This window comes from Pseudomonas sp. UBA6562 (assembly GCF_002434265.1).
Taxonomy (GTDB): Bacteria; Pseudomonadota; Gammaproteobacteria; order Pseudomonadales; family Pseudomonadaceae; genus Aquipseudomonas.
The window spans coordinates 65,147-85,570 of record NZ_DJJS01000009.1 but is presented as its reverse complement, the minus strand read 5'-3'; the positions used below and the strand labels follow the sequence as shown (position 1 = coordinate 85,570).

16 protein-coding genes are annotated in these 20,424 nt (G+C 64.3%); 6 read left to right on the top strand and 10 right to left on the bottom strand.

Features of this window, described 5'->3' with window-relative positions; genetic code table 11:
- Nucleotides 1–31: 31 nt before the first annotated feature.
- Nucleotides 32–1,504 carry a betaine-aldehyde dehydrogenase gene (gene betB, locus B4M43_RS19425; RefSeq protein WP_296269106.1) on the bottom strand — a complete coding sequence of 491 codons (1,473 nt, stop codon included), beginning with the start codon at nucleotides 1,502–1,504 and terminating at the stop codon, nucleotides 32–34.
- A 30-nt stretch (nucleotides 1,505–1,534) separates the two neighbouring features.
- Nucleotides 1,535–2,200, bottom strand: a complete 666-nt coding sequence (betI, locus tag B4M43_RS19420; RefSeq protein WP_296269105.1) for a transcriptional regulator BetI — start codon at nucleotides 2,198–2,200, stop codon at nucleotides 1,535–1,537.
- A 423-nt stretch (nucleotides 2,201–2,623) separates the two neighbouring features.
- On the opposite strand from betI, the gene B4M43_RS19415 reads away from it, so the two are divergent.
- Nucleotides 2,624–4,627 carry a BCCT family transporter gene (locus B4M43_RS19415; protein ID WP_296269104.1) on the top strand — a complete coding sequence of 668 codons (2,004 nt, stop codon included), beginning with the start codon at nucleotides 2,624–2,626 and terminating at the stop codon, nucleotides 4,625–4,627.
- A 143-nt stretch (nucleotides 4,628–4,770) separates the two neighbouring features.
- The gene (locus tag B4M43_RS19410; protein ID WP_296269103.1) at nucleotides 4,771–9,414 is read left to right on the top strand and encodes a dermonecrotic toxin domain-containing protein; all 4,644 of its coding nucleotides are present in this window, start codon (nucleotides 4,771–4,773) and stop codon (nucleotides 9,412–9,414) included.
- A 15-nt stretch (nucleotides 9,415–9,429) separates the two neighbouring features.
- Here the strand turns inward: B4M43_RS19410 and B4M43_RS19405 are convergent, their stop codons facing one another.
- The 4 genes from B4M43_RS19405 to gpmI all read right to left on the bottom strand — a co-directional run bounded on the left by B4M43_RS19405 (nucleotide 9,430) and on the right by gpmI (nucleotide 14,615).
- Entirely contained in the window at nucleotides 9,430–10,203 is a 774-nt protein-coding gene (locus B4M43_RS19405; RefSeq protein ID WP_296269102.1) for a divergent polysaccharide deacetylase family protein, read from the bottom strand.
- A gap of 7 nt (nucleotides 10,204–10,210) precedes the next feature.
- Entirely contained in the window at nucleotides 10,211–11,536 is a 1,326-nt protein-coding gene (locus B4M43_RS19400) for a S41 family peptidase (protein WP_296269101.1), read from the bottom strand.
- A 95-nt stretch (nucleotides 11,537–11,631) separates the two neighbouring features.
- On the bottom strand, nucleotides 11,632–12,957 hold the full coding sequence (locus B4M43_RS19395) for a murein hydrolase activator EnvC family protein (RefSeq protein ID WP_296269100.1): 1,326 nt from the start codon (nucleotides 12,955–12,957) through the stop codon (nucleotides 11,632–11,634).
- Between the two features lie 122 nt (nucleotides 12,958–13,079).
- Entirely contained in the window at nucleotides 13,080–14,615 is a 1,536-nt protein-coding gene (gene gpmI, locus B4M43_RS19390; RefSeq protein WP_296269099.1) for a 2,3-bisphosphoglycerate-independent phosphoglycerate mutase, read from the bottom strand.
- A 205-nt stretch (nucleotides 14,616–14,820) separates the two neighbouring features.
- On the opposite strand from gpmI, the gene B4M43_RS19385 reads away from it, so the two are divergent.
- From B4M43_RS19385 to secB, 3 genes are read left to right on the top strand one after another with little or no spacing between them, the layout of a single operon-like run.
- Complete coding sequence (locus B4M43_RS19385) at nucleotides 14,821–15,234, top strand: rhodanese-like domain-containing protein (protein WP_296269098.1); 414 nt, start codon at nucleotides 14,821–14,823, stop codon at nucleotides 15,232–15,234.
- Nucleotides 15,235–15,236: 2 nt separating this feature from the next.
- Nucleotides 15,237–15,491, top strand: coding sequence for a glutaredoxin 3 (gene grxC / locus B4M43_RS19380; RefSeq protein WP_296269097.1), 255 nt, complete (start codon nucleotides 15,237–15,239; stop codon nucleotides 15,489–15,491).
- 41 nt (nucleotides 15,492–15,532) lie between these two features.
- Nucleotides 15,533–16,018: a protein-export chaperone SecB gene (gene secB, locus B4M43_RS19375; RefSeq protein ID WP_296269096.1), complete on the top strand. Its 486-nt coding sequence runs from the start codon at nucleotides 15,533–15,535 to the stop codon at nucleotides 16,016–16,018.
- Nucleotides 16,019–16,075: 57 nt separating this feature from the next.
- On the opposite strand, the gene trmL is transcribed toward secB, so the two are convergent.
- Nucleotides 16,076–16,531: a tRNA (uridine(34)/cytosine(34)/5-carboxymethylaminomethyluridine(34)-2'-O)-methyltransferase TrmL gene (trmL, locus tag B4M43_RS19370; protein WP_296269095.1), complete on the bottom strand. Its 456-nt coding sequence runs from the start codon at nucleotides 16,529–16,531 to the stop codon at nucleotides 16,076–16,078.
- Between trmL and B4M43_RS19365 the strand changes: the two genes are divergently transcribed.
- Entirely contained in the window at nucleotides 16,530–16,973 is a 444-nt protein-coding gene (locus tag B4M43_RS19365; RefSeq protein WP_296269094.1) for a hypothetical protein, read from the top strand. The two genes, trmL and B4M43_RS19365, sit on opposite strands and share 2 nt — an antisense overlap.
- Nucleotides 16,974–17,162: 189 nt before the next feature.
- On the opposite strand, the gene B4M43_RS19360 is transcribed toward B4M43_RS19365, so the two are convergent.
- The 3 genes from B4M43_RS19360 to B4M43_RS19350 all read right to left on the bottom strand — a co-directional run bounded on the left by B4M43_RS19360 (nucleotide 17,163) and on the right by B4M43_RS19350 (nucleotide 20,350).
- Complete coding sequence (locus tag B4M43_RS19360) at nucleotides 17,163–17,954, bottom strand: carbon-nitrogen hydrolase family protein (RefSeq protein ID WP_296269093.1); 792 nt, start codon at nucleotides 17,952–17,954, stop codon at nucleotides 17,163–17,165.
- Between the two features lie 13 nt (nucleotides 17,955–17,967).
- Nucleotides 17,968–19,650 (bottom strand): flavin monoamine oxidase family protein, encoded by a 1,683-nt coding sequence (locus B4M43_RS19355; RefSeq protein ID WP_296269092.1) that lies wholly within the window; start codon nucleotides 19,648–19,650, stop codon nucleotides 17,968–17,970.
- Nucleotides 19,651–19,888: 238 nt separating this feature from the next.
- Nucleotides 19,889–20,350 (bottom strand): Lrp/AsnC family transcriptional regulator, encoded by a 462-nt coding sequence (locus B4M43_RS19350; protein WP_296269091.1) that lies wholly within the window; start codon nucleotides 20,348–20,350, stop codon nucleotides 19,889–19,891.
- Nucleotides 20,351–20,424 lie beyond the last annotated feature (74 nt).

The window sequence follows — 20,424 nt, the reverse complement described above, 5'->3', positions numbered from 1 at the left end:
CCGCCGGCACACACGTGCAGGTGGCGAGCGGTCAGAACACCGACGCGTAGTCGCCCAGCTCGACCTGCACCGACTTGATGCGGGTGTATTGCGCCAGGGAGCTGATGCCGTTCTCGCGGCCCACGCCCGACTGCTTGTAGCCGCCGACCGGCATTTCCGCCGCCGACTCGCCCCAGGCGTTGATCCAGCAGATGCCGGCTTCGAGCTGGTGGATGATGCGGTGCGCGCGGGTCAGGTCGTTGGTGCACACGCCTGCGGCCAGGCCGTAGTCGGTGTCGTTGGCGCGGCGGATCGCTTCTTCTTCGGTTTCGTAGCTGAGGATGCTCATGACCGGGCCGAAGATTTCTTCCTGGACGATGGTCATGTCGTCTCGGCAGTCGGTGAACACGGTCGGTGCCACAAAGGCGCCCTTGGCCAGGTCGCCGTCCTGCAGCCGCTCGCCGCCGCACAGCAGGCGTGCGCCTTGCTCTTTGCCCTTGGCGATGTAGCCCAGCACGCTTTCCATGTGGGCGAAGCTGACCAGCGGGCCGAAGTTGGTGTTCTCGTCTTCGGGGTTGCCGACGCGGATGCGCGCCACGCGCTCGAGGATCTTGGCTTCGAAGGCCTGCTTGAGCGAGGCCGGCACGAACACGCGGGTGCCGTTGGTGCACACCTGACCGGAGCTGTAGAAGTTGGCCATCATGGCGATGTCGGCGGCGCGGTCCAGGTCCGCGTCTTCGCAAACGATCAGCGGCGACTTGCCGCCCAGCTCCATGGTGACTTCCTTGAGCGAGGAGCTCGAGGCGCTGGCCATGACTTTCTTGCCGGTGGTGGTGCCGCCGGTGAAGGAGATCTTCTCGATGCCGGGGTGCTCGGTGAGCAGGCCGCCGACGTCGCGGCCGCTGCCGGTCAGCACGTTGAACACGCCAGCCGGCACGCCGGCTTCGGTGTAGATTTCGGCCAGTTTGAGGGTGGTCAGCGAGGTGACTTCGCTCGGCTTGAAGATCATCGCGTTGCCGGCTGCCAGTGCAGGTGCGGACTTCCACAGGGCGATCTGGATCGGGTAGTTCCACGCGCCGATGCCGGCGGTGACGCCCAGCGGCTCGCGGCGGGTATAGACGAAGGAGCTGTCGCGCAGCGGGATCTGCTCGCCTTCGATGGCCGGCACCAGGCCTGCGTAGTACTCGAGCACGTCGGCGCCGGTGACGATGTCGACGTAGCGGGTTTCGGAGTACGACTTGCCGGTGTCGAGGGTTTCCAGCATGGCCAGCTCGTCGTTGCGCTCGCGCAGGATGTCCACGGCGCGGCGCAGGATGCGCGAACGCTGCATGGCGGTCATCGCTGCCCAGACCTTCTGGCCGCGCGCGGCGCTTTCCACGGCTTTCTCGACGTCGGCTGCGTTGGCGCGCTGCACGTGGGCGATCACTTCGCCGTTCGCCGGGTTGACGGCTTCGAAGGTTTCACCGGAGCTGGCGTCCACGTAACCGCCGTCGATGTAGAGTTTTTGCGTTCCGAAACGGGCCATAGTGTCCTCGCAAGTGCAGTGTGAATGTGGCTATGCGCGTCGCACCTGTGCCGGTTGGGCAGTGGTCGTGCGCGCTTGTTCAGAAACTCGGGCGTCGTTGCCCGTGGGTCGCTGCTTAGCCAGTTGTAGATCCATGTATTCGTAGGCGATGCGTACCGCCTGGTCGGTGTCGAAGGCGTCGCCCGACAGCGCACCGCGCAACCACAAACCGTCGATCAACGCTGCCAGGCCGCGGGCGGCGCTGCGCGCCTGGTCGGCCGGCAGCGCGCGGCGGAACTGGTAGCACAGGTTGGAATACAGGCGGTGGTCGTTGATCCGCTGCAACCTGTGCAAAGACGGCTGGTGCATGCTGGAGGCCCAGAAGGCCAACCAGGTTTTCATTGCCGGGCCGGTGACCTGGCTGGCGTCGAAGTTGCCTTCGATGATCACCTGTAGCTGGGCACGGGGACTGGTGTCGGTCAGTGCCTGGCGCCGGGCGATCACGCCGTCGTTGAGCATGTTCATGATGTGTCGCATGGTCGCTGCGATCAGGCCGTTCTTGTCCCGAAAGTAGTGACTGATGATGCCGTTCGACACGCCGGCCAGGCGGGCAATCAGCGCAATGCTGGCATCTCCCAGGCCTACTTGATCGACCGCTTGCAGCGTGGCGTCGATCAACTGCTGACGGCGAATGGGTTGCATACCGACCTTGGGCATCGTGCGTTCTCCTCAGGCCTGGCGAGCGGACGAACAGCGTCCGACTCGGCGAAGGCCAGTCTATTTTGTTTTGATTGAACGTTCAATCAATAAAGAATAAGCTCTGCGACAATTTGTGCCATTGACAGCGTTTCAGCGGCTCTTGGCGGCGCAGATTGAATACCTCAGAAAATCGTGTGACCCCCGAAATACAAGGCGTTGACGGGTGAGAGCGATTGCAGGGACAGATTCCGCCCAGGGCTGCGACAGCCGTGCGGCAAGCCTTCGCAGTAGAGGCCGAACCTGTGTTTTTGCAACGATTCAAGCCGGGAACGCGATTTCCAAGGTGCTTTTATAACACCTGAAGCAGTAGGGCTATTGCACCAATTGCTCGGGAAAAGACTGATTAGCCTCCACTGCCGCACCCCCTGGAGCCTTCGTGCAATGAGTTCTGCTTCCCTTACCCAAGCCCCCGCCGAGAGGGTCCGGGTCAACCGCGTGGTGTTCTGCACCTCGGCGCTGTTGATTCTTGTCCTGACTGCCCTGCTGATCGCCGCGCCCGATGCCGCCGGCCACGTGTTGGGCGTCGCCCAGTCATGGCTGACCCGCACCTTCGGCTGGTACTACATGCTGGTCATCTGCAGTTACCTGGTGTTCGTCATCTACCTGGCGTTTTCCGATTTCGGCAAGCTCAAGCTCGGTGGCAAGGACGACACGCCCGATTTCAGCTACGGCGCCTGGGCCGGCATGCTGTTTTCCTCCGGCATCGGCATCTCGCTGCTGTACTTCGGTGCCTCCGAGCCGCTGGACCACTACTTCAACCCGCCCGAAGGCACCTCGGCCAGCCTGGCCGCCGCGCGCGAGGGCCTGCAACTGACCTTCCTGCACTGGGGCCTGCACGGCTGGGCGATCTACGCTCTGGTGGGCCTGGCCGTAGGTTACTTCGCCTATCGCCACAACCAGCCGCTGGCACTGCGCTCGGCGCTGTACCCGTTGGTCGGCGAGCGCTGGGTCAAGGGCGCCGGCGGCAACGCCGTGGACATCTTCGGCATGTTCGTCACCCTGCTCGGCCTGGTGACCAACCTGGGCATCGGTTCGATGCAGGTGGCCTCGGGCCTGGAATACCTGTTCGGCATGGACCACAGCAAGACCAACCTGCTGGTGGTCATCCTGACCATGGCCTCGGTCGCCACGGTGGCGGCCGTCTCGGGTGTGGAAAACGGCATCCGCCGCCTGTCCAACCTGAACATCTGCCTGTTCAGCGGCCTGCTGATCTTCGTCCTGCTGGGCGGCGAGACCCTGCACCTGCTCAACGGCTTCGTGCAGAACGTGGGCGACTACCTCAACGGTTTCGTGCTCAAGACCTTCGACCTCTACGTCTATGAAGGCGCCGGCGACAAATCCGAGCGCTGGCTGGGCCTGTGGACCGTGTTCTATTGGGCCTGGTGGATTTCCTGGGGACCGTTCGTGGGCATGTTCATCGCCCGCATCTCCAAGGGCCGCACCGTGCGCCAGCTGGTCTGCGGCGTGCTGCTGATCCCGCTGGGCTTCACCCTGGCGTGGCTGTCGATCTTCGGCAACACCGCGCTGGACCTGGTGATGAACCATGGCGCGGTGGAGCTGGGCAAGACCGCGGTCGAGCAACCGTCGATGGCGATCTACCAGCTGCTGGAATACTTCCCGGCGTCGAAGATCGTCATCGGTGTGGCCATCTTCGTCGGCTTCGTGCTGTTCCTCACCCCGGCCGACTCCGGCGCGGTGATGATGGCCAACCTGTCGTGCAAGGGCGGCAAGGTCGACGAGGACGCGCCGCACTGGATGGTGGTGTTCTGGTCGGCGGTGATCACCCTGGTGACCATCGGCCTGCTGCTGGCGGGCAACTTCGAAGCCATGCAGACCATGGTGGTGCTGGCCGGGCTGCCGTTCTCGGTGGTGCTGGTGCTGTTCATGTTCGGTCTGCACAAGGCCATGAAACAGGACATGGCCACTGAGCTAGAGCGTGCCGAACTGGCCGCCCGTGGCCGGCGCGGCTTCAGCGAACGGCTCACCCAGCTGGATCTGGAGCCGACCCAGGCCGTGGTGCAACGCTTCATGGACAGGAAGGTCAGCCCGGCGCTGCGCGAGGCGGCCGAGCTGCTGCGCGGGCAGGGCTTCGAGGTGGAAAGCCGTCTGGGCCAGTCGCGCGACATGATGGGCCTGCGTGTGCTGATGGAGGAGGGCAATCCCTTCGTCTACGAAGTGAGCCTGGACGGCTACTTGGCTGCGCCCAACGAAGCGCCGGTGGAGGGTGAGACCGACGTGCGCCAGCGTTTCTACCGCGCCGAGGTGTACCTGCACGACGGCAGCCAGGAATACGACCTGATGGGCTTCACGCCCGAGCAGATCGTGCGCGATGTGCTCGACCAGTTCGAAAGCCACCGCCAGGTATTGGCGCGCGTGTACAGCTGACAGTCGCCATGGCCCGCTCGTTCGAGCGGGCCATGGCGCGTGGGCCCGTCGATTCGCGCGTCTGATGGCGCGTGTCTTATGTACCGCTGACTGACCCAATGCGTTTCGTAGCCTGTGTCGCTTCTTTCGACGGAGCCGTACACATGCCCCTCCCAACGAACGCTGCATTCGATTACCGAAGCGCCGTGGCTGCCGAGTTCGCCGCCCGCCCCACCTTGCGCCGACTGCTGGCCCGCCAGACACTGAGCGTGCTCAGCCAAGCCCATGAAACCGTGGCGGCCGCCGCGATGCCTGACGCTGAGTCACTCATCCTGGTGATTCCCCAGCACCAGCACTGGGTACAGCGGCCTCTCGTCGAGTCGTTGTTCGAGGCGATGCGGCAAGGCACTTCCTTGCAGGCCCTGGGTATCGAGGGTGGTGAGTTCCTGGTTGCGGCGACGGCCGATTATCCGTTCAAGGACCCTCACGGCAATATGCTGGAAGAAGCCGTCGCCATCGGCCCGCAATTGCCGGCGATCGACGCCGTGCTGCAAGCGCTCATCGAAACTTTCGTCCAGGCGCAACTCGATTATTGGGCGGCACCCAGCAGCCTGGGCGAGAGCCGCGATCGCTGGTTGCAGCTGATGGTCAAGTCGGCGCTGCTGCAGAACCTGCCGCTGCAAGTGCTCGACGCTCAGCAGACGGCCTGCGTTCACAGCATGCTCAAGGGCGGCGCAAGGCGACCCAGCGTTTTTGCGGTCGAGGTCGAGCTTATGTGCGAGGGCGAAAGGCAGCGCGTACTTTCTCCCAAGCTGTTGCTCGAAGCCGAGTACGACGAACGCCTGATTCTGTTGTGGTGTGCTCCGTCCAGCCGGGTGCGTGCGTTCGATGGCTACGATGCCTTCGCGCAAGGGGTGCGTGACGAATTGGCCGAACGGTACCGTTTTGATGCACTGACCTTGCATCGCTATGAGCTCGAAGGCGATCCCTTCGCGCACCAGAGCGCGTTCGTGCTCGAAGGCCTCGTGCAGGCCATTCACTGTACGCAGGATTGGCGAACCGCCGATGCTGTGACCATTGACGCACTGTTCGCGCAACTGAGCGACCCTGCGGCCTTGTTCATCGAGGGGTACGCCGTCGCACCCGTTTCCACACTGGTCGTGCCGCCTGGTTTGCGCGCCGTCAAAGGAGCGGACGGCTTCGCGTGCCAGGAGGCCTTGTTCGCGCTGGCGCTGGCGCAGGCCGAGTCTGCGGGGCTCTCCTCACGCGATTCGGTCGAAAGCCTGCAGGACTATGCCCGTCAACGACTGCGCCAGGCATTGCTGGACGACCATCCGGACGATGCCAATTATTTCTCGGACGATCTTTTGTTGACCCTGCGACTCGTCCATGGGGTCCCGGGAGGGGGAGGCATAGGGCCGGGCGATGGTGTCATCGAGACGACTGAAATGACGTTGACCGAGTACGCCATCGGGCGCCTGGGCGCGTTTCAGCAGGCCTCGCTCAGCGCCATTCGCCATCGCGACGACCAGCTGATCATGCCGTGGTTGACGCTGGAGTATGTGCAGGATCTGGTCGAGCGGGTCGACATCGGCGGGCGATACCCGGCCCATGTGGCGCACGTCATGGAGGCACCCCACGGGAGGACCGAGCGCATTGCCTGCTTTGCACGCGAGTGGCGCAGTGCCTTGCTGTTCAGTGCGATCGAGGCGAGGTTGGCAGGCACCCTTGAGGCATCGGCCTTGCAATGTGTCATCGATTACTGCCGTGGCCAGGTCGATTCCGACGACCCGGCGATAACGCTCATGCCCCTGGCCTTCAAACCCGATCCGGAAAACGATGAGGTCGATGAGGTGCATGGCATGTACGTGCTGCTCTCGTCCGAGCCTGCCAGCGTGCTGTTGTATCGGCCTCTTTATGCGAAGGCGCCGTTGATGGCATTCGCCAGTCTGGAAGCGTTGAGGCTGGCAATCAGCGTGCCTGGTCCTTTGCAAACGAGCGTCTTGGATTGGCTTCCAGATCGGACACGACGCATCTACGACCATGGAGGCTTTCTCGAGCCGCATCGGTTGTCCCCAGTCTTAGATGATGCCGGGTTCCTCTTGCCCGTCAAACCGGTTGAGCTGCACGCCTCACCCTGGACGAGCGATGTGGACGGCCGGCTGTATACGGCCAATCGCGACCTGATATTGGCGCTGGCGAGCAGAGCGTCGGTTTCGACCGCACAAAGGCGCTGGTCCTCCTTGGTGCAAGGGGCCTGGTTGCTATTCGATGTGGTCAGCCTGACGCTGCGGGGGCCGGTTGCGACGATTGCCTGGCTGGTGCAGGGCATTGCAGCGTTGGACAGGGACCTGCCTGTTCTGACGCAAGGTACCGCTTTCGAGCGCTCGGCCGCAGTCGTTGATGTGCTCATCAACCTGAGCATGGGCATCGCCCACGCCAAGTTGCCTTCCGGTGCGCACGCCGAGCTGCCTGCCTTCGCGTCGTCGGCCCGTAGCGAACCTCTGGCCAGGCCGACGTTTGCATGGCCGTATAGTGAGGCGGTGCCAACGTCGGTGCCGGTCGAACCCTTGCAGGCGCTGGCGACAAGGCCGCAAACGTGTCTTGTATTCTCCTGGCGCGGCGCTCAGGGCTATAACGTGCTGACGGCCGCGCAGCGTGCTCAACTGGCGCGCCTGCGGGCCACCGTCGATCTACAGGGCGCAATTGGGCAGGGAGGTCTGTACCTGATCGAAGAGCGGTACTACGTGTCGATGCAGGGCCATAGCTACCTGGTGGAGGTGTCGGAGGAAGGCGTACGTATGGTCGGTGCGCAGGGTGAGAAGGGCCCCTGGCTGGAAAGGCGTTTCGGTGCCTGGCACCTCGACACTGCACTGCGCCTGCGTGGCGGCATGCCCAAAAGCCGGATCGAACTCAGACGCGAGGAGAATCGGGCGCGCCTGAGTGCGCTCAAGGAGCAGGAAGAGCGCCTCACCAGGCAGCACAACGAGCAGTCCCTGACGTTCGACAGGCGCCGTAAGTTCATGGCGGACAAGGAAGCCCAAATCATCGAGCTTGAGGCGCTCGAGCGTCCCGATGAACTGCAGCTGAGCGAGCTGAGCATGCTCAAGGCTCTGTGCAAGCGTATCAAGCAGACGCTCGTCTACGACTTGAAGGGACTGATCGATACAGGGCTGGCGCACGATCGGTTGATAACCCAGATACTCGACCTTCGACATGCCAATGCCAACATGGACGAAGCGCTCAAGATCCAGCGCCAGGCGCTTCGGCAAGATCTGATCGAATACTGCAGAACGTTCTATAACGAGATGGCGGCACTGATCAACGAGGAAAGCGCGCAGGAGCTGAGCGAAATGGTCGCTGTCCTGCCGGAGAGCGAGCAAGAGATCGAACAGTACAAGCGTCTGCGCGAGGCGCTGGAAAACGTCGTGAAATGGGAGGCCGATCTCATCGAAATAGCCCTGCACTTCGATCGGCTCCTGGAGTCCACGCTCGACGACCCGACCATCACCTTCCATGAGCCTGGCACCGGGGCCGTGATGGACAAAGTTGCCTACCTGAAGGAGATCGTCGAGAAGCGCAGGATCAATGCCGTCGATCTCGAGGCCCGTATGCTGCTGGACTTGGGCGAGCTGAGCATAGATCGCTTGGCGGGCGGCGACGAAGATACCCTCAAAACGATACGCTCTTATCTGGCCGGCGAGGCGCTGCAAAGCGCGGGGGTGGCCCACGGTGATCTGGCCGGCAGCGAGTTGAGCACGGACGAACGGATCAGCGTGTTGACCGGTGTACTGGAGGCCTATGAAGAAACGGCGGCGTCCGTGGACTACCTGATCAGCACGGCGCCGGTGAGCGTCCGACTCGACAAGCTGCAACAGTACGGCAAGGTGTTGGGCAGGCTCAAGTCACTGGCCGAGCAGACGTTGGAGCAGACGGTGCGCGAGCAAGAGCTGTCCGCGCCGCCTGCGCGCGCGCCCGTCGTCTATGCCAGCCGAGGCGGCAAGCGCCGAGTGGTCAAGACCCAGCGCGGGCGCAGCGTGGTCGGCACCGAAGTCGAGATCGACGGCGTGCCGGTGCTCCAGCAGCGCGACAGCCGCAACGACCAGGTGATCAAGACGTTCAAGCGACAAGGTTCGCAGTGGCTGGAGGACGTGAAAGGCAGTGAGCAGCCTGCGGAGCCTGTACAGAAGCCCGAAGCCTTGCGCCGAAGCGGACAGAAATTGCTCGACGAAGTCGAGTCGGTAGTCCGGCTGGCCCGTCAGTACGTGAGGTCGGACGAGCCTCAGGGGTTGTCTTCGATCATCGACCTGCATGTCGAAAAGCTCGTGGACGTTCAAGCCAAATTGCCTCGCACCGATCAGGACCAGGCGCTACATACAGCGCTGGCCGATGGCATCGAACGCCTGCAGGCCACCTGTCAGGATCTGCTGGTCGGCCTTTACCTGGCCACCAGTCATCCCACGGCGGCCAGCCTCAAGTTTCTGGTCGAGCATAACGCTGTGCGTGTCGAGCGTGCCGGGCCGCGAAAGCGGCTATCGGAGCATGACTACCTGGAGGTCTACGAGATTCGACGCGCACCCATTGCCGGCCAAGCGAAGGGCATCGGCTTGTGGGAGGCGCACTTCCATTATCCGGATGCGACGACGCCTGGTGCGGCCTTCAGCAAAGGGCATCTGAAACTGTGGTCTCAGCGCAAGCTGGGGCGTGAAGCGCAGTTGCGTGCGGCTGCCACGGGCCGTGACCTGCTGGCGATCTACAGAGGGGACGTGAAACCTGACGATGTCGCAGGTTTGATCCCATTCGAGTAAAGCGGTACCGCCAAGTCATCGACCTGGATAGACGCCATGCCGACCATGGGCCGGCATGGCCAGGTTGCTGCGCTGTCCGATCATCTGGTGGATATCGATCCACTCCACACCCTGGCGCTTGAGCAAGGGCAACGCACGCTCGAGCACTTCGAGGGTTTGCGGGTAGGGGTGGCCGATGACCACCACCGAGCCTTGCTTGCGCGCCAGTTCGACGGCTATTTGCAGTTGCCCGGCGATGGCCTCCGGGGTGCGCACATCGTCCAGGAACACATCGCGCGACACGTTGGCCAAGCCGATTTCCTGGGCCTTGGCCGCCGCCACCGTCGCCGCGCTGGTACGGCTATCGACGAAGAACAGGCCGCGCTGTTGCAGCTCGCCCATCAGCCAGGCCATGGGCGCGGGTTGGGCGGTCATGCGGCTGCCCATGTGGTTGTTCACCCCGGCGGCGAACGGCACTTTCAGCAGCGCGGCGTTCAGACGCTCGGCCAGGGTGGCGATGGGCAGTTCCGGATGCCAGGCGTAGGGGCCGGTGGCCGGGTCCATCGGCATGTGCAGGATCACGGTCTTGCCGGCTTTGTGCGCCTGGCGGGCGAAGTCGCTGGCATGGGGCGTGTCGGGCATGATCGCCAGGGTCACCGGGCCGGGCAGGGCCAGGGTGCGACTGTCGCGCTCGGTGTTCTGGCCGAGGTCGTCGATGATCAGGCTCAGGTAGGCTTTGGGCGGCTGGGCCGACGCCGTGGAAGCGACGCCGGCCAGCAGGCAGAACAGGGCGGTGGGCAGAAAACGCATGGGGCCGTCAGTTGCGCTTGGTGACGTTCAGCCCCTTGAGCAAGCTCAAGGCCTGGCTCAGTTGGAAGTCGCCGTCCTGCGGGCGCTCCTTGCTGGCCGTGCGCGGCGTGGCCACGGTCGGCCGGTCGGCGCCGCCGTTGCCGTTGCCCAGATGGCCCTTGAGGTCGGCTTCCTTGAGGCTCTCGCTGTCGTCGTCGGCGGTCAGCTTGCCCGAGCGCACCTCGATGTCCGGCACGATGCCCTGGGCCTGGATCGAACGGCCGTTGGGGGTGTAGTACAGCGCGGTGGTGAGCTTCAGCGCGCGGTCGTTGTTCAGCGGCAGCACGGTCTGCACCGAGCCCTTGCCGAAGCTGTCGGTGCCCATCAGCACACCGCGTTTCTGGTCTTGCAGGGCGCCGGCGACGATCTCCGAGGCCGAGGCGCTGCCGCCGTTGATCAGCACCACCAGCGGTACGCCTTCGCTGGCATCGGCCGGGTCGGCCGAGAAGCGCAGCTCGGAGTTGGCGATACGGCCCTTGGTGTAGACGATCAGGCCCTTGGTCAGGAAGTGGTCGGCCACTTCCACGGCCGATTGCAACACCCCGCCTGGGTTGTTGCGCAGGTCCAGCACCAGGCCCTGGAGTTTCTTGCCGTTGTCCTTGCGCAGCTTGGCCAGGGCCTTGGCGACCTCTTCGCCGGTCTTGACCTGGAACTGGGTGATGCGGATGTAGCCATAGCCGCTTTCCAGCAGTTGGCTCTTGACGCTTTTGACCTGGATCACGGCGCGCGCAAGGGTCACGTCGAAGGGATTGCTGCCGTCGCGGATCAGCGACAGCGTGATCTTCTGGCCGATCTTGCCGCGCATCTTGTCCACGGCTTCGGACATGCTCTGGCCGCGGGTCGGCGCACCGTTGATCTTGACGATCAGATCGCCCGCCTGGATGCCCGCCCGCGAGGCCGGGGTTTCGTCGATGGGCGACACCACCTTGAGGAAGCCGTCGTCCATGCCCACTTCGATGCCCAAGCCGCCGAACTCGCCGCTGGTGCTTTCCTGCAACTCCTGGAAGTCTTCCGGGCCCAGGTAGGCCGAGTGCGGATCGAGGTTGCTGAGCATGCCTTTGATGGCGTTTTCCAGCAGGGTCTTGTCATCCACAGGTTCGACGTAGGCGGCCTTGATGCGGTCCATCACCTCGGCGAACGTGCGCAGTTCGTCCAGCGGCAGCGGCGCGTTGGCGGTCACCTCCGTGGCCGGCACCGCAGTGCCTGGGGCAGGCTGCGCGGCCGAGGCCAAAGGGGCGCCGACGACCAAGGCGATGGTCAGGGCCAACTGGGTGAGGCGGGGCGAGTGCAGCATGTCGAACGAACTCCTGATCCTGGTCCTTGTGACGCTCCGCTGGGAGCCTCTGGGGCAGCCTGTGCAAGCGCCACGTCGTATAGACGCAAACGAGCTTAACCGCGACACCACTGCGACGGATCGGCAGGGCGACCTTGCTGGCGGATGGCGAAATACAGACCGGCGCTTTCCTGGCCGCCGCTGTCGCCAACCGTGGAAACGGCCTCACCGGCCTTGACGATGTCTCCGGCATGCTTCAACAGGCTCTGGTTATGGCCGTACAGGCTCAGGTAACCGTTGCCGTGGTCGAGAATGACCAGTAGCCCGGCACCGCGCAACCAGTCGGCGAACACCACGCGGCCACCATGCACCGCCCGCACCTGGGTACCGGGCGAGGCACCGATCAGCACTCCGTCCCACTTGGCGCGCGCATCGTTGCCGCGCGCGTCGCCGAAGCGTGCCAGTAGTCGACCATTGACCGGCCAAGGAAGTTTTCCGCGGGCCGCAGAAAAAGCCCCGCCATAACTGGCGCCGTCGCTCGACACCACCGGCCCCAGGGGTTGCCGTGGTCGGGCGGGAGCTTCTTCGACCGGCGCCGGTTCGCTGCGGGCAGCACCGCGGGCCTTCTCGGCCTCGGCCCGGGCCAGGGCTTCCTGCTGGCGGCGCTTCTGCGCCTCCTGCTCGGCCAGCAGCGCCCGCTGCCGCGCTTCTTCGGCCTCGCGGGCCTGACGGGCGAGGGTTTCCTCGATGGTCTTGAGCACCTGGTTGAGGTCGGCCTGATCCTGCTGGCGCGCCTGCAAGGCCTGGTTGCGCTGCTTGAGGTCGCCGTTGAGCTTGGCCAGCACTTGCTGGCGCTCGCTGCGCACCGCTTCGAGGTCGTGCTTGCGGCTGTCGAGGTTGCCGCGTTCGGCCAGCAACTGCGCCTGCTGGCGCGAGATGTCCTGCTCGACGCCGGCCAGCTGGCTCAAGGTCTGGTTGAAGGCGCGCAACTGCTCCAGGCGCGCCTTGCTCAGGTAGTCGTAGTAGGTGAGGGTGCGGGCGAACTTCTCGGGGTTCTGCTGGTTGAGCAGCAGCTTGAGGTATTCCTCGCGACCGCTCTGGTAGGCGGCACGGGCCTGGATGGCGATCAGCCGTTGCTGTTCAACGCGGGCGCTCTGGAGTTTTTTTTTCTCTTTATCGAGGCGCTCCAGCTCGCCTTCGGTCTTTTTTAGTTGCTGTTGCAGGGCCTCCACCTGCTTCTCCAGCGTACCGATTTGGGTTTCGGTGGTTTGCAGGTCTTTCTGCACACCGGCCTTTTCCGCCTGGACCTTGCCGAGCGCGTTCTGCAGCTCGGCGATGTCCTTGCGGGTGGCTTCCAGTTGTTGCTGGGTCTGCGCGCGCTCGTCGGCAAAGGCCGGACTGAGCAGGCACGACAAGGCGAGGGGAAGGAGTGCACGGAGCATGGGAGAGGCGTACCAGGTTGGAGAACGACCTAGTATGCCCGCCCATGCCAGCAAAAAAAACGCCCCGCCGAATCTACGGCGGGGCGTTGGTCTAGAAAGCCCGGCTTAGGGCTGCGCCAGGGTCAGGCGTCGATCAGGATCGAAGTGCCGGTCATTTCCGTGGGGATGTCCATGCCCAGCAAGGTCAGCATGGTCGGGGCCACGTCGGCCAGCACACCGCCCTCGCGCACCTTGAACGGCCGTTTGCCGATGTAGATGAACGGCACAGGCTCGGTGGTGTGCGCCGTGTGCGCCTGGCCGGTGGATTCGTCTTCCATCTGCTCGACGTTGCCGTGGTCGGCGGTCAGCAACGCTTCGCCGCCCACCTTCTCCAGCGCCTCGACCAGGCGGCCGACGCAGGTGTCCAGCGCTTCGACCGCTTTGACCGCCGCATCGAACACGCCGGTGTGGCCGACCATGTCGCCGTTGGCGTAGTTGACCACGATCACGTCGAAGCGCTGTTGCTCGATGGCTTCGACGATGCGGTCGGTCACTTCGGGCGCGTTCATCTCCGGCTGCAAGTCATAGGTGGCGACTTTGGGCGACGGGATGAGGATGCGCTCTTCGCCTTCGAACGGCTCTTCGCGCCCGCCGGAGAAGAAGAAGGTGACGTGCGCGTACTTTTCGGTCTCGGCGATGCGCAGCTGGGTCTTGCCGTGCTTGGCCAGGTACTCGCCCAGCACGTTGTTCAGGCTGGCGGGACCGAAGGCGGCGGGTGCCGGGATCTTCGCCGAGTATTGGGTCAGGCCGATGAAGGCCGCCACCTTGGGCATGCGGGCACGGGGGAATTCGTTGAAGTCCGGCTCGACGAACACCCGCGACAGCTCGCGGGCGCGGTCGGCGCGGAAGTTCATGAACACCACCGCGTCGCCGTCTTCGACCGTGACCGGCGCGCCGATGCGCGTGGCCTTGACGAATTCGTCGCTCTCGTCGCGGGCATAGGCTGCCTGCAAACCGGCCACGGCGCTGTCGGCGCTGTAGTCGGCGGTGCTGTCGACGATCAGGTTGTAGGCGGCGCTGACGCGGTCCCAGCGGTTGTCGCGGTCCATGGCGAAGTAGCGGCCGATGAGGCTGGCGATGCGGCCCTTGCCGAGTTTGGCGAAGGTGGCGTCGAGCAGTTCCAGGGAGGCCTGGGCGCTGCGCGGTGGGGTGTCGCGGCCGTCGAGGAAGGCGTGCAGGTAGATTTTCTCGGCGCCGCGCTGGGCGGCCAGCTCGGCCATGGCGACCAGGTGGTCCTGGTGGCTGTGCACGCCGCCGTCTGACAGCAAGCCGAGAATGTGCACGGCCTTGCCGGCGCCAACGGCCTTGTCCACCGCGCCGGTGAGCACCGGGTTGCTGAAGAACTCGCCGTCGCGAATGGCCTTGGTCACGCGGGTGAAGTCCTGGTACACCACGCGGCCGGCGCCGAGGTTCATGTGACCGACTTCGGAGTTGCCCATCTGCCCGTCGGGCAGGCCGACGTCCATGCCCGAACCTGAGATCAGGCCGTGCGGCTGGGTGGCGCGCAGGCGGTCGTAGACCGGCGTCTTGGCGGCGGCAATGGCGTTGTATTCAGGGCTTTCGCTATGACCGAAACCATCGAGGATGATCAGGACCAGGGGTTTGGGCGTGCTCGTCATCAATCCTACTCACGGTTGCTTGAAGGTGATAAAGACCCGCATTTTAGGGCAAATCTCCCACTGACTGCGAATAATCCTCCGGCTGGTCAGGCAGGCCGCCGACAGGCTGGTCGGCGAAGCGTGCCGCCGCCTGCCGGCCGGGCTGTGGCGGGTGCGGGGCGGTGTGTATACTGGCCGGCATTTTCACTCGCTTGGAACAGCCCTGATGGTTGAGAAACTGCTTCAATTTGCCTCAGAAAACCTTCTTTTGGTCACCGTCTTCGTTGTTCTGCTGGTGCTGCTGTTGCTCAACGAACTGCGCCGCGGCGGCAAGAGCCTGAGCACCGGCCAGCTGACCGCGCTGGTCAACGCCGACAAGGCCGTGGTGATCGACGTGCGCACCAACAAGGAATACGCCGGTGGCCACATCGTCGGCGCCGTGAACATCCCCCACGACAAACTGCTGGGCCGCACTGCGGAACTGGAGAAGCACAAGGGCAAGACCTTGATCCTGGTCGATGCCATGGGCCAGCAGGCCGGTACCCTGTGCCGCGAGCTGCTCAAGTCCGGCTTCGACGCCGCCCGCCTGAGCGGCGGTGTGTCCAGCTGGAAAGCCGACAACCTGCCATTGGTGAAATGACCATGAAGAGCGTCATCGTCTACTCCAGCGACTACTGCCCCTACTGCATGCGGGCCAAGCACCTGCTGCAAAGCAAGGGTGTGGCCTTCGAGGAGATCCGCGTCGACGGCAAACCGCAGCTGCGCGCCGAAATGAGCCAGAAGGCCGGCCGCACTTCGGTCCCGCAGATCTGGATCGGCGCCACGCACGTGGGCGGTTGCGATGAGCTGCATGCCCTGGAACGCGCCGGCAAGCTCGACGCCTTGCTGCAATCCTGACTTCACGTCTCGTTCAATTTCACTGGAAAAAAGGACCCGTCATGACCGAACAACAGAACACCGGCGCTGCCGCCGAAGACACCTCCCCGCAGTTCTCCATGCAGCGCATCTACGTGCGTGACCTGTCGTTCGAGGCCCCGAAAAGCCCGGCGATCTTCCGTCAGCAGTGGGAGCCGAGCGTCGGCCTGGACTTGAACACCAAGCAGAAAGCCCTGGACGGCGACTTCCATGAAGTCGTGCTGACCCTGTCGGTCACCGTCAAGAACGGCGAAGAAGTGGCGTTCATCGCCGAAGTGCAGCAGGCCGGTATCTTCCTGATCAAGAACCTCGACGCCGCTTCCATGAGCCACACCTTGGGTGCGTTCTGCCCGAACATCCTGTTCCCGTACGCCCGCGAAACCCTGGACAGCCTGGTCACCCGTGGCTCGTTCCCGGCCCTGATGCTCTCGCCGGTGAACTTCGACGCGCTGTACGCGCAAGAAATGCAGCGCATGCAGGAAGCTGGCGAAGCGCCTTCGCTGCAATAAGCGACAGCGGGTCCGCCCGAGTAGGAGCGCCGTTCCGGCTGCTCCTACCTCCCTTCCTCAGGCAAAACCCTGTTGCCGCCACGCCTCGTAGACCGTCACCGCCACCGTATTGGACAGGTTCAAGCTGCGACAGCCCGGACGCATGGGCAGGCGCAAGCGCTGTTCGGGCGGCAGGCTGTCCAGTACCTCGGCCGGCAGCCCACGGCTTTCCGGGCCGAATACGAAGGCATCGCCCGGCTGGTACGCCACCTCGTGGAACGGCCGCGACGCCTTGGTGGTGAACGCGAACAGCCGTGGTTGTCCAAGACTTTCCAGGCACGCCTGAAGGCTGGCATGGCGCTGCAAGGTCGCGTATTCGTGGTAGTCCAGCCCGGCTCGGCGCAGGCGCTTGTCGTCCAGCTCGAAACCCAGCGGCTCGATCAGGTGCAGGTGGCAGCCGCTGTTGGCGCACAGGCGGATGATGTTGCCCGTGTTCGGCGGGATCTCAGGTTGAAAGAGGATGACGTGAAACATGCACGGCTCCAGGCAGGCACAGGAAAATGACGCGCATTCTACCCTCGAACCGGACCCGCGTCCGAAGGCGCGGCGGCGCATGCTGCTGGCACTGGTGCTGTTCGGGACCCTGGTGGGGCTGATGATCGGCCGTCTCACCACGCCAACCCCCAGCACGCTGGAGCGCATCGAAGTGGTCGAGGGTGGCCTGGACCTGTGGTTCGACCACGAACCCAAGCTGCATGGGGAAAACGTTCAGGGCACGGTGGCGCTGCTGTTCGATGCGCAAGGCAAGCCCGCGCGTGGCCAGCTGCGTTTGGCTGGAAAGCCGGTCGGTTGGCGTGTGCAGCACAGTGACAAGGGCTTGTTGCTGACGGTGGTGGCCGCGCGCCCTCTGCGCGGTGACTGGACTGGCGCAGAGGGCGCGGGACGCTGGCGAGTGCAGGTGAAACTGCACGAATAAAAGAGGGGATATCTCGGCCTGCCTGTACCAAGGTCCCCGAAACTGGAGGTACCAAGGTTATTGCAGGTGTCGTGCCAAGTTGCGATACGCCGTGTAAACAGGGTGTTGACCGGGTTTCGCGCGCTTTCAGTCACCTATCAGGCTTCCCTATGGTGCAGCCGGCACAGGATCGGTGCACGCAGCCGCCGGTTAACCCTTTGCATACAGATTTCGGCGCAGGTCATCGAGGTAGGGATAGGCCGCCCGGCCTTGCAGTAGTTGTTCGCGGTCGATGTCGGCCAGCAATTGGCAGGGCGCCCGCCCGCCCATGGCCAGCAAGCTACCGTCGGGGCCGACGACGCTGCTCTGCCCGCAATAGGCGATGTCGTCTTCCTGACCGCAGTAGTTGGCATAGACCAGATAGCACTGGTTTTCCTGGGCCCTGGCCCGCACGGTGACCTGGCAGATGAAGTCGTAGGGCGCCATGTTGGCCGTGGGCACCAGGATCAGCTCGGCCCCGGTCAGCGCCAGGTGCCGGGCATTCTCCGGGAACTCGATGTCGTAGCAGATCAGCAGGCCGAGTTTCCAGCCGTGCAGCTCGACGATCGGGCAGGGCGCGTCACCGGCGCTGAACTGGGCGCGGTCCAGCTCGCCGAACAGATGGGTCTTGCGGTAATTGACCAGGCGCTGGCCTGTGGCATCGATCAGCTGCACGCTGTTGTACACGCGGCCATCGGCGCCGCGCTCGGCGTAGCCGTAGACCACGGCGAGGGCATGGGCCTGGCAGAGCCGGGCTATGGCCTGGGCCGAGGGGCCGTCGGCGGCCTCGGCCAAACGCTCCACCGCCGTACGGCCAATGGCGTAGCCGCTCAGAAACATTTCCGGACCCACCAGCAATTGCGCGCCGCAGGCTGCGGCGCGCTGCATCTGCTCGCCCAGGCGTTGCAGGTTGCCGGAGACGTCCAGAGGCAGCGGGGTGGTTTGTAGGACGGCGATACGCATGTTGGCTCCTGAGTCAGTCTGGCAGGGCAATCGGACCGATTTCGTGGAACACGTCGCCCGGCCCCGGGTTTTCGCTATGGGTGTGCCCGCCGTAATGGGCAAGGATGCCCCACACCGCGTTCAACGACGTCTGCACCGCGCCTTCGACCCAGGCCGGTGTCCACGACACGTCGTCCCCGGCAAGGAAGATGCCGCGCTGCTCGCTGGGCAGGTCGGCCTGCATGAAGTGCGCGTACATGCGCTGGTTGTAGCGGTAGTGCCCGGGCAGCGCGCCTTTGAAGGCGCCGAGGAAGTACGGATCGGCTTCCCAGGAAATGCTGATCGGGTCACCGATGATGTGGCCGGCGATGTCGGTGCGCGGGTAGATCTTCTTCAGGGCTTCCAGCGCCAGTTGCACGCGTTTTTCGGTGGGGTGCGGCAGCATCTTCAGCGCATCGCTCATCCAGGCGTAGGACAGGCAGATCACCCCCGGCTTGTCGTCGCCGTTGTCGAACAGATAGGTGCCGCGGGTCAGGCGGTCGGTAAGGGTCATGCTCATCAGGTCGCGGCCGGTGTCCGGGTCTTTGTCTTTCCAGAACGGCCGGTCGACCATGACGAAGGTTTTCGAAGCCTGCATGTAGCGGGTGCGGTCCAGGGCCATCCACAGCTTTTGCGAGAACAGCGCTTCTTCGCAATCGATCTGCGTGGTCAGCAGCCAGCTCTGGCAGGTGACCAGCACCGCCGCGTAGTGCCGGGCATTGCCCCAACTGTCGGTCACCGCCAGCAGGCCGTCGGCCGCCCGGGCGATGCGCTTGACCCCACTGCGCGGCGCGCCACCATGCAGGGCGCTGAGGCTGGTGCCGGTGGGCCAGTGCGCGCACCGCTCCGGCACGTGCCGCCAGAGCCCCTGCGGCACCTGCTCGACGCCACCGACCACCAGGTGCTGGTGGTCGTCGCAGTTGGTCATCACCACACGGAAGATTTCCAGCATCGAATTGGGAAAGTCCGAGTCCCAGCCACCGGTGCCGAAGCCGACCTGGCCGAACACCTCGCGGTGCAGGAAGCTCAGCTTGGCGAAGGATTTCGAGGTGGCGACGAAGTCGTAGAAGGTGCGGTCGTCCCACAGCGGCACGAGCTGGTCCCACAGCTGCTTGAGCCGCGGTACGTCACGGTCGCGGATGGCCTGCTGGATGTCGCCGAAGCTGGCACGCTCCTCCAGCGCATCGGCCCAGGCCTCGGCCACTTCGTTGAACAGGGCGGGCAGGTCGGCGGCGTTCTGCGCGTAGTAGGTCTGCCCTTCCAGGTCGATCACCGTGCTGCCGGAGGCCGGCGTCAGCGGGTTGGGGAACGGGCGCGTCTCCAGCCCCAGCTTGTCGACGTAGTGGTAGAAGGCCGTGGACGAGACCGGAAAGCGCATCCCGCCCAGCTCGGCGACGATGCCGTCGGTGCCGTTGAAGGCTTGCGAACGCAAGCGCCCGCCCAGTTTGGAGGCCTCGTAGACCACGGGTTTCAAACCCAGCTTCATCAATTCGTAGGCCGCGACCAGGCCAGCGATACCCGCGCCGACGATCGCCACCTCCTCGCCGTGCCGTTCGGCCGGAATGCTGCCCAACCCTGCCGGGTGCTCCAACCAATCGTCGAACGCGAACGGGAAGTCCGGGCCGAAGATGGTGATGGGGGCCTTGCCGTCAGCGGGGTGGCGGTTGTGCTTGTTCATGACCTGACCTTACCGGTGGGGCTGCGCGGGACGGAGCCTGAGTATAGGAAGTGCATCCAGCCTGGCCAGGTGTCGTGGTTCGTTTCCATGTGTAGGAAGCGTTGCCTCTGGACCCCCTGCCTGGAAGATGCCTGAGGGTCAGTGTAGAGAGCGCGCCGCTCGTAGATAAGACGCAATTCGTCAGCGTTTCGCCCACTGTTCGAACAAAACGACGAAGCCTACAAGGCTTCCGGCGAAATCAGCGTCGCTCGCTGCGATCGAGCTTGTTGCTGAGGATGATCGAGGTAGTGGTCTTTTCGACCCCTTCCACCCCACCGATCTGGTCCAGCGACTGGTCGAGCTGCTCGGGCGAGTCGGTGCGTAGCCAGGCCACGTAATCGAACTCCCCGCTCACTGCGCACAGCTGCTGCACTTGGCCCATGGCGCTCAAGCGCTTGACCACGTCCTTGCCCGAACGTGGCCGCACCTTGATGCCGACGTAGGCCTGCAAACCGCCTTCGAGCAAACCTTGCCCGAGGCGCACGCCATAACCGGTGATGAACTGGGCCTTTTCCAGGCGGGCCAGGCGCGAATTCACCGTGGTGCGCGCGATGCCCAACGCTCGCGCCAACGTGGCGACGCTGGCGCGGGCGTTGATTTGCAGCAGCGAGATCAACTGACGGTCGGTGTCATCCAAGGTCACGGGGCGTGTAGGCGACATGGCGAGTCTCTGTAGGCGGAGGCGGCAGACTAGCCAGGGCAGGTGGGGTAGGCAATAGCAGACGAAGGGGCGTG

Coding starts and splice junctions, on each gene's coding strand:
- betB (WP_296269106.1), bottom strand. CDS start 1,504: ATGGCCCGTTTCGGAACGCAAAAACTCTACATCGACGGCGGTTACGTG.
- betI (WP_296269105.1), bottom strand. CDS start 2,200: ATGCCCAAGGTCGGTATGCAACCCATTCGCCGTCAGCAGTTGATCGAC.
- B4M43_RS19415 (WP_296269104.1), top strand. CDS start 2,624: ATGAGTTCTGCTTCCCTTACCCAAGCCCCCGCCGAGAGGGTCCGGGTC.
- B4M43_RS19410 (WP_296269103.1), top strand. CDS start 4,771: ATGCCCCTCCCAACGAACGCTGCATTCGATTACCGAAGCGCCGTGGCT.
- B4M43_RS19405 (WP_296269102.1), bottom strand. CDS start 10,203: ATGCGTTTTCTGCCCACCGCCCTGTTCTGCCTGCTGGCCGGCGTCGCT.
- B4M43_RS19400 (WP_296269101.1), bottom strand. CDS start 11,536: ATGCTGCACTCGCCCCGCCTCACCCAGTTGGCCCTGACCATCGCCTTG.
- B4M43_RS19395 (WP_296269100.1), bottom strand. CDS start 12,957: ATGCTCCGTGCACTCCTTCCCCTCGCCTTGTCGTGCCTGCTCAGTCCG.
- gpmI (WP_296269099.1), bottom strand. CDS start 14,615: ATGACGAGCACGCCCAAACCCCTGGTCCTGATCATCCTCGATGGTTTC.
- B4M43_RS19385 (WP_296269098.1), top strand. CDS start 14,821: ATGGTTGAGAAACTGCTTCAATTTGCCTCAGAAAACCTTCTTTTGGTC.
- grxC (WP_296269097.1), top strand. CDS start 15,237: ATGAAGAGCGTCATCGTCTACTCCAGCGACTACTGCCCCTACTGCATG.
- secB (WP_296269096.1), top strand. CDS start 15,533: ATGACCGAACAACAGAACACCGGCGCTGCCGCCGAAGACACCTCCCCG.
- B4M43_RS19365 (WP_296269094.1), top strand. CDS start 16,530: ATGCACGGCTCCAGGCAGGCACAGGAAAATGACGCGCATTCTACCCTC.
- trmL (WP_296269095.1), bottom strand. CDS start 16,531: ATGTTTCACGTCATCCTCTTTCAACCTGAGATCCCGCCGAACACGGGC.
- B4M43_RS19360 (WP_296269093.1), bottom strand. CDS start 17,954: ATGCGTATCGCCGTCCTACAAACCACCCCGCTGCCTCTGGACGTCTCC.
- B4M43_RS19355 (WP_296269092.1), bottom strand. CDS start 19,650: ATGAACAAGCACAACCGCCACCCCGCTGACGGCAAGGCCCCCATCACC.
- B4M43_RS19350 (WP_296269091.1), bottom strand. CDS start 20,350: ATGTCGCCTACACGCCCCGTGACCTTGGATGACACCGACCGTCAGTTG.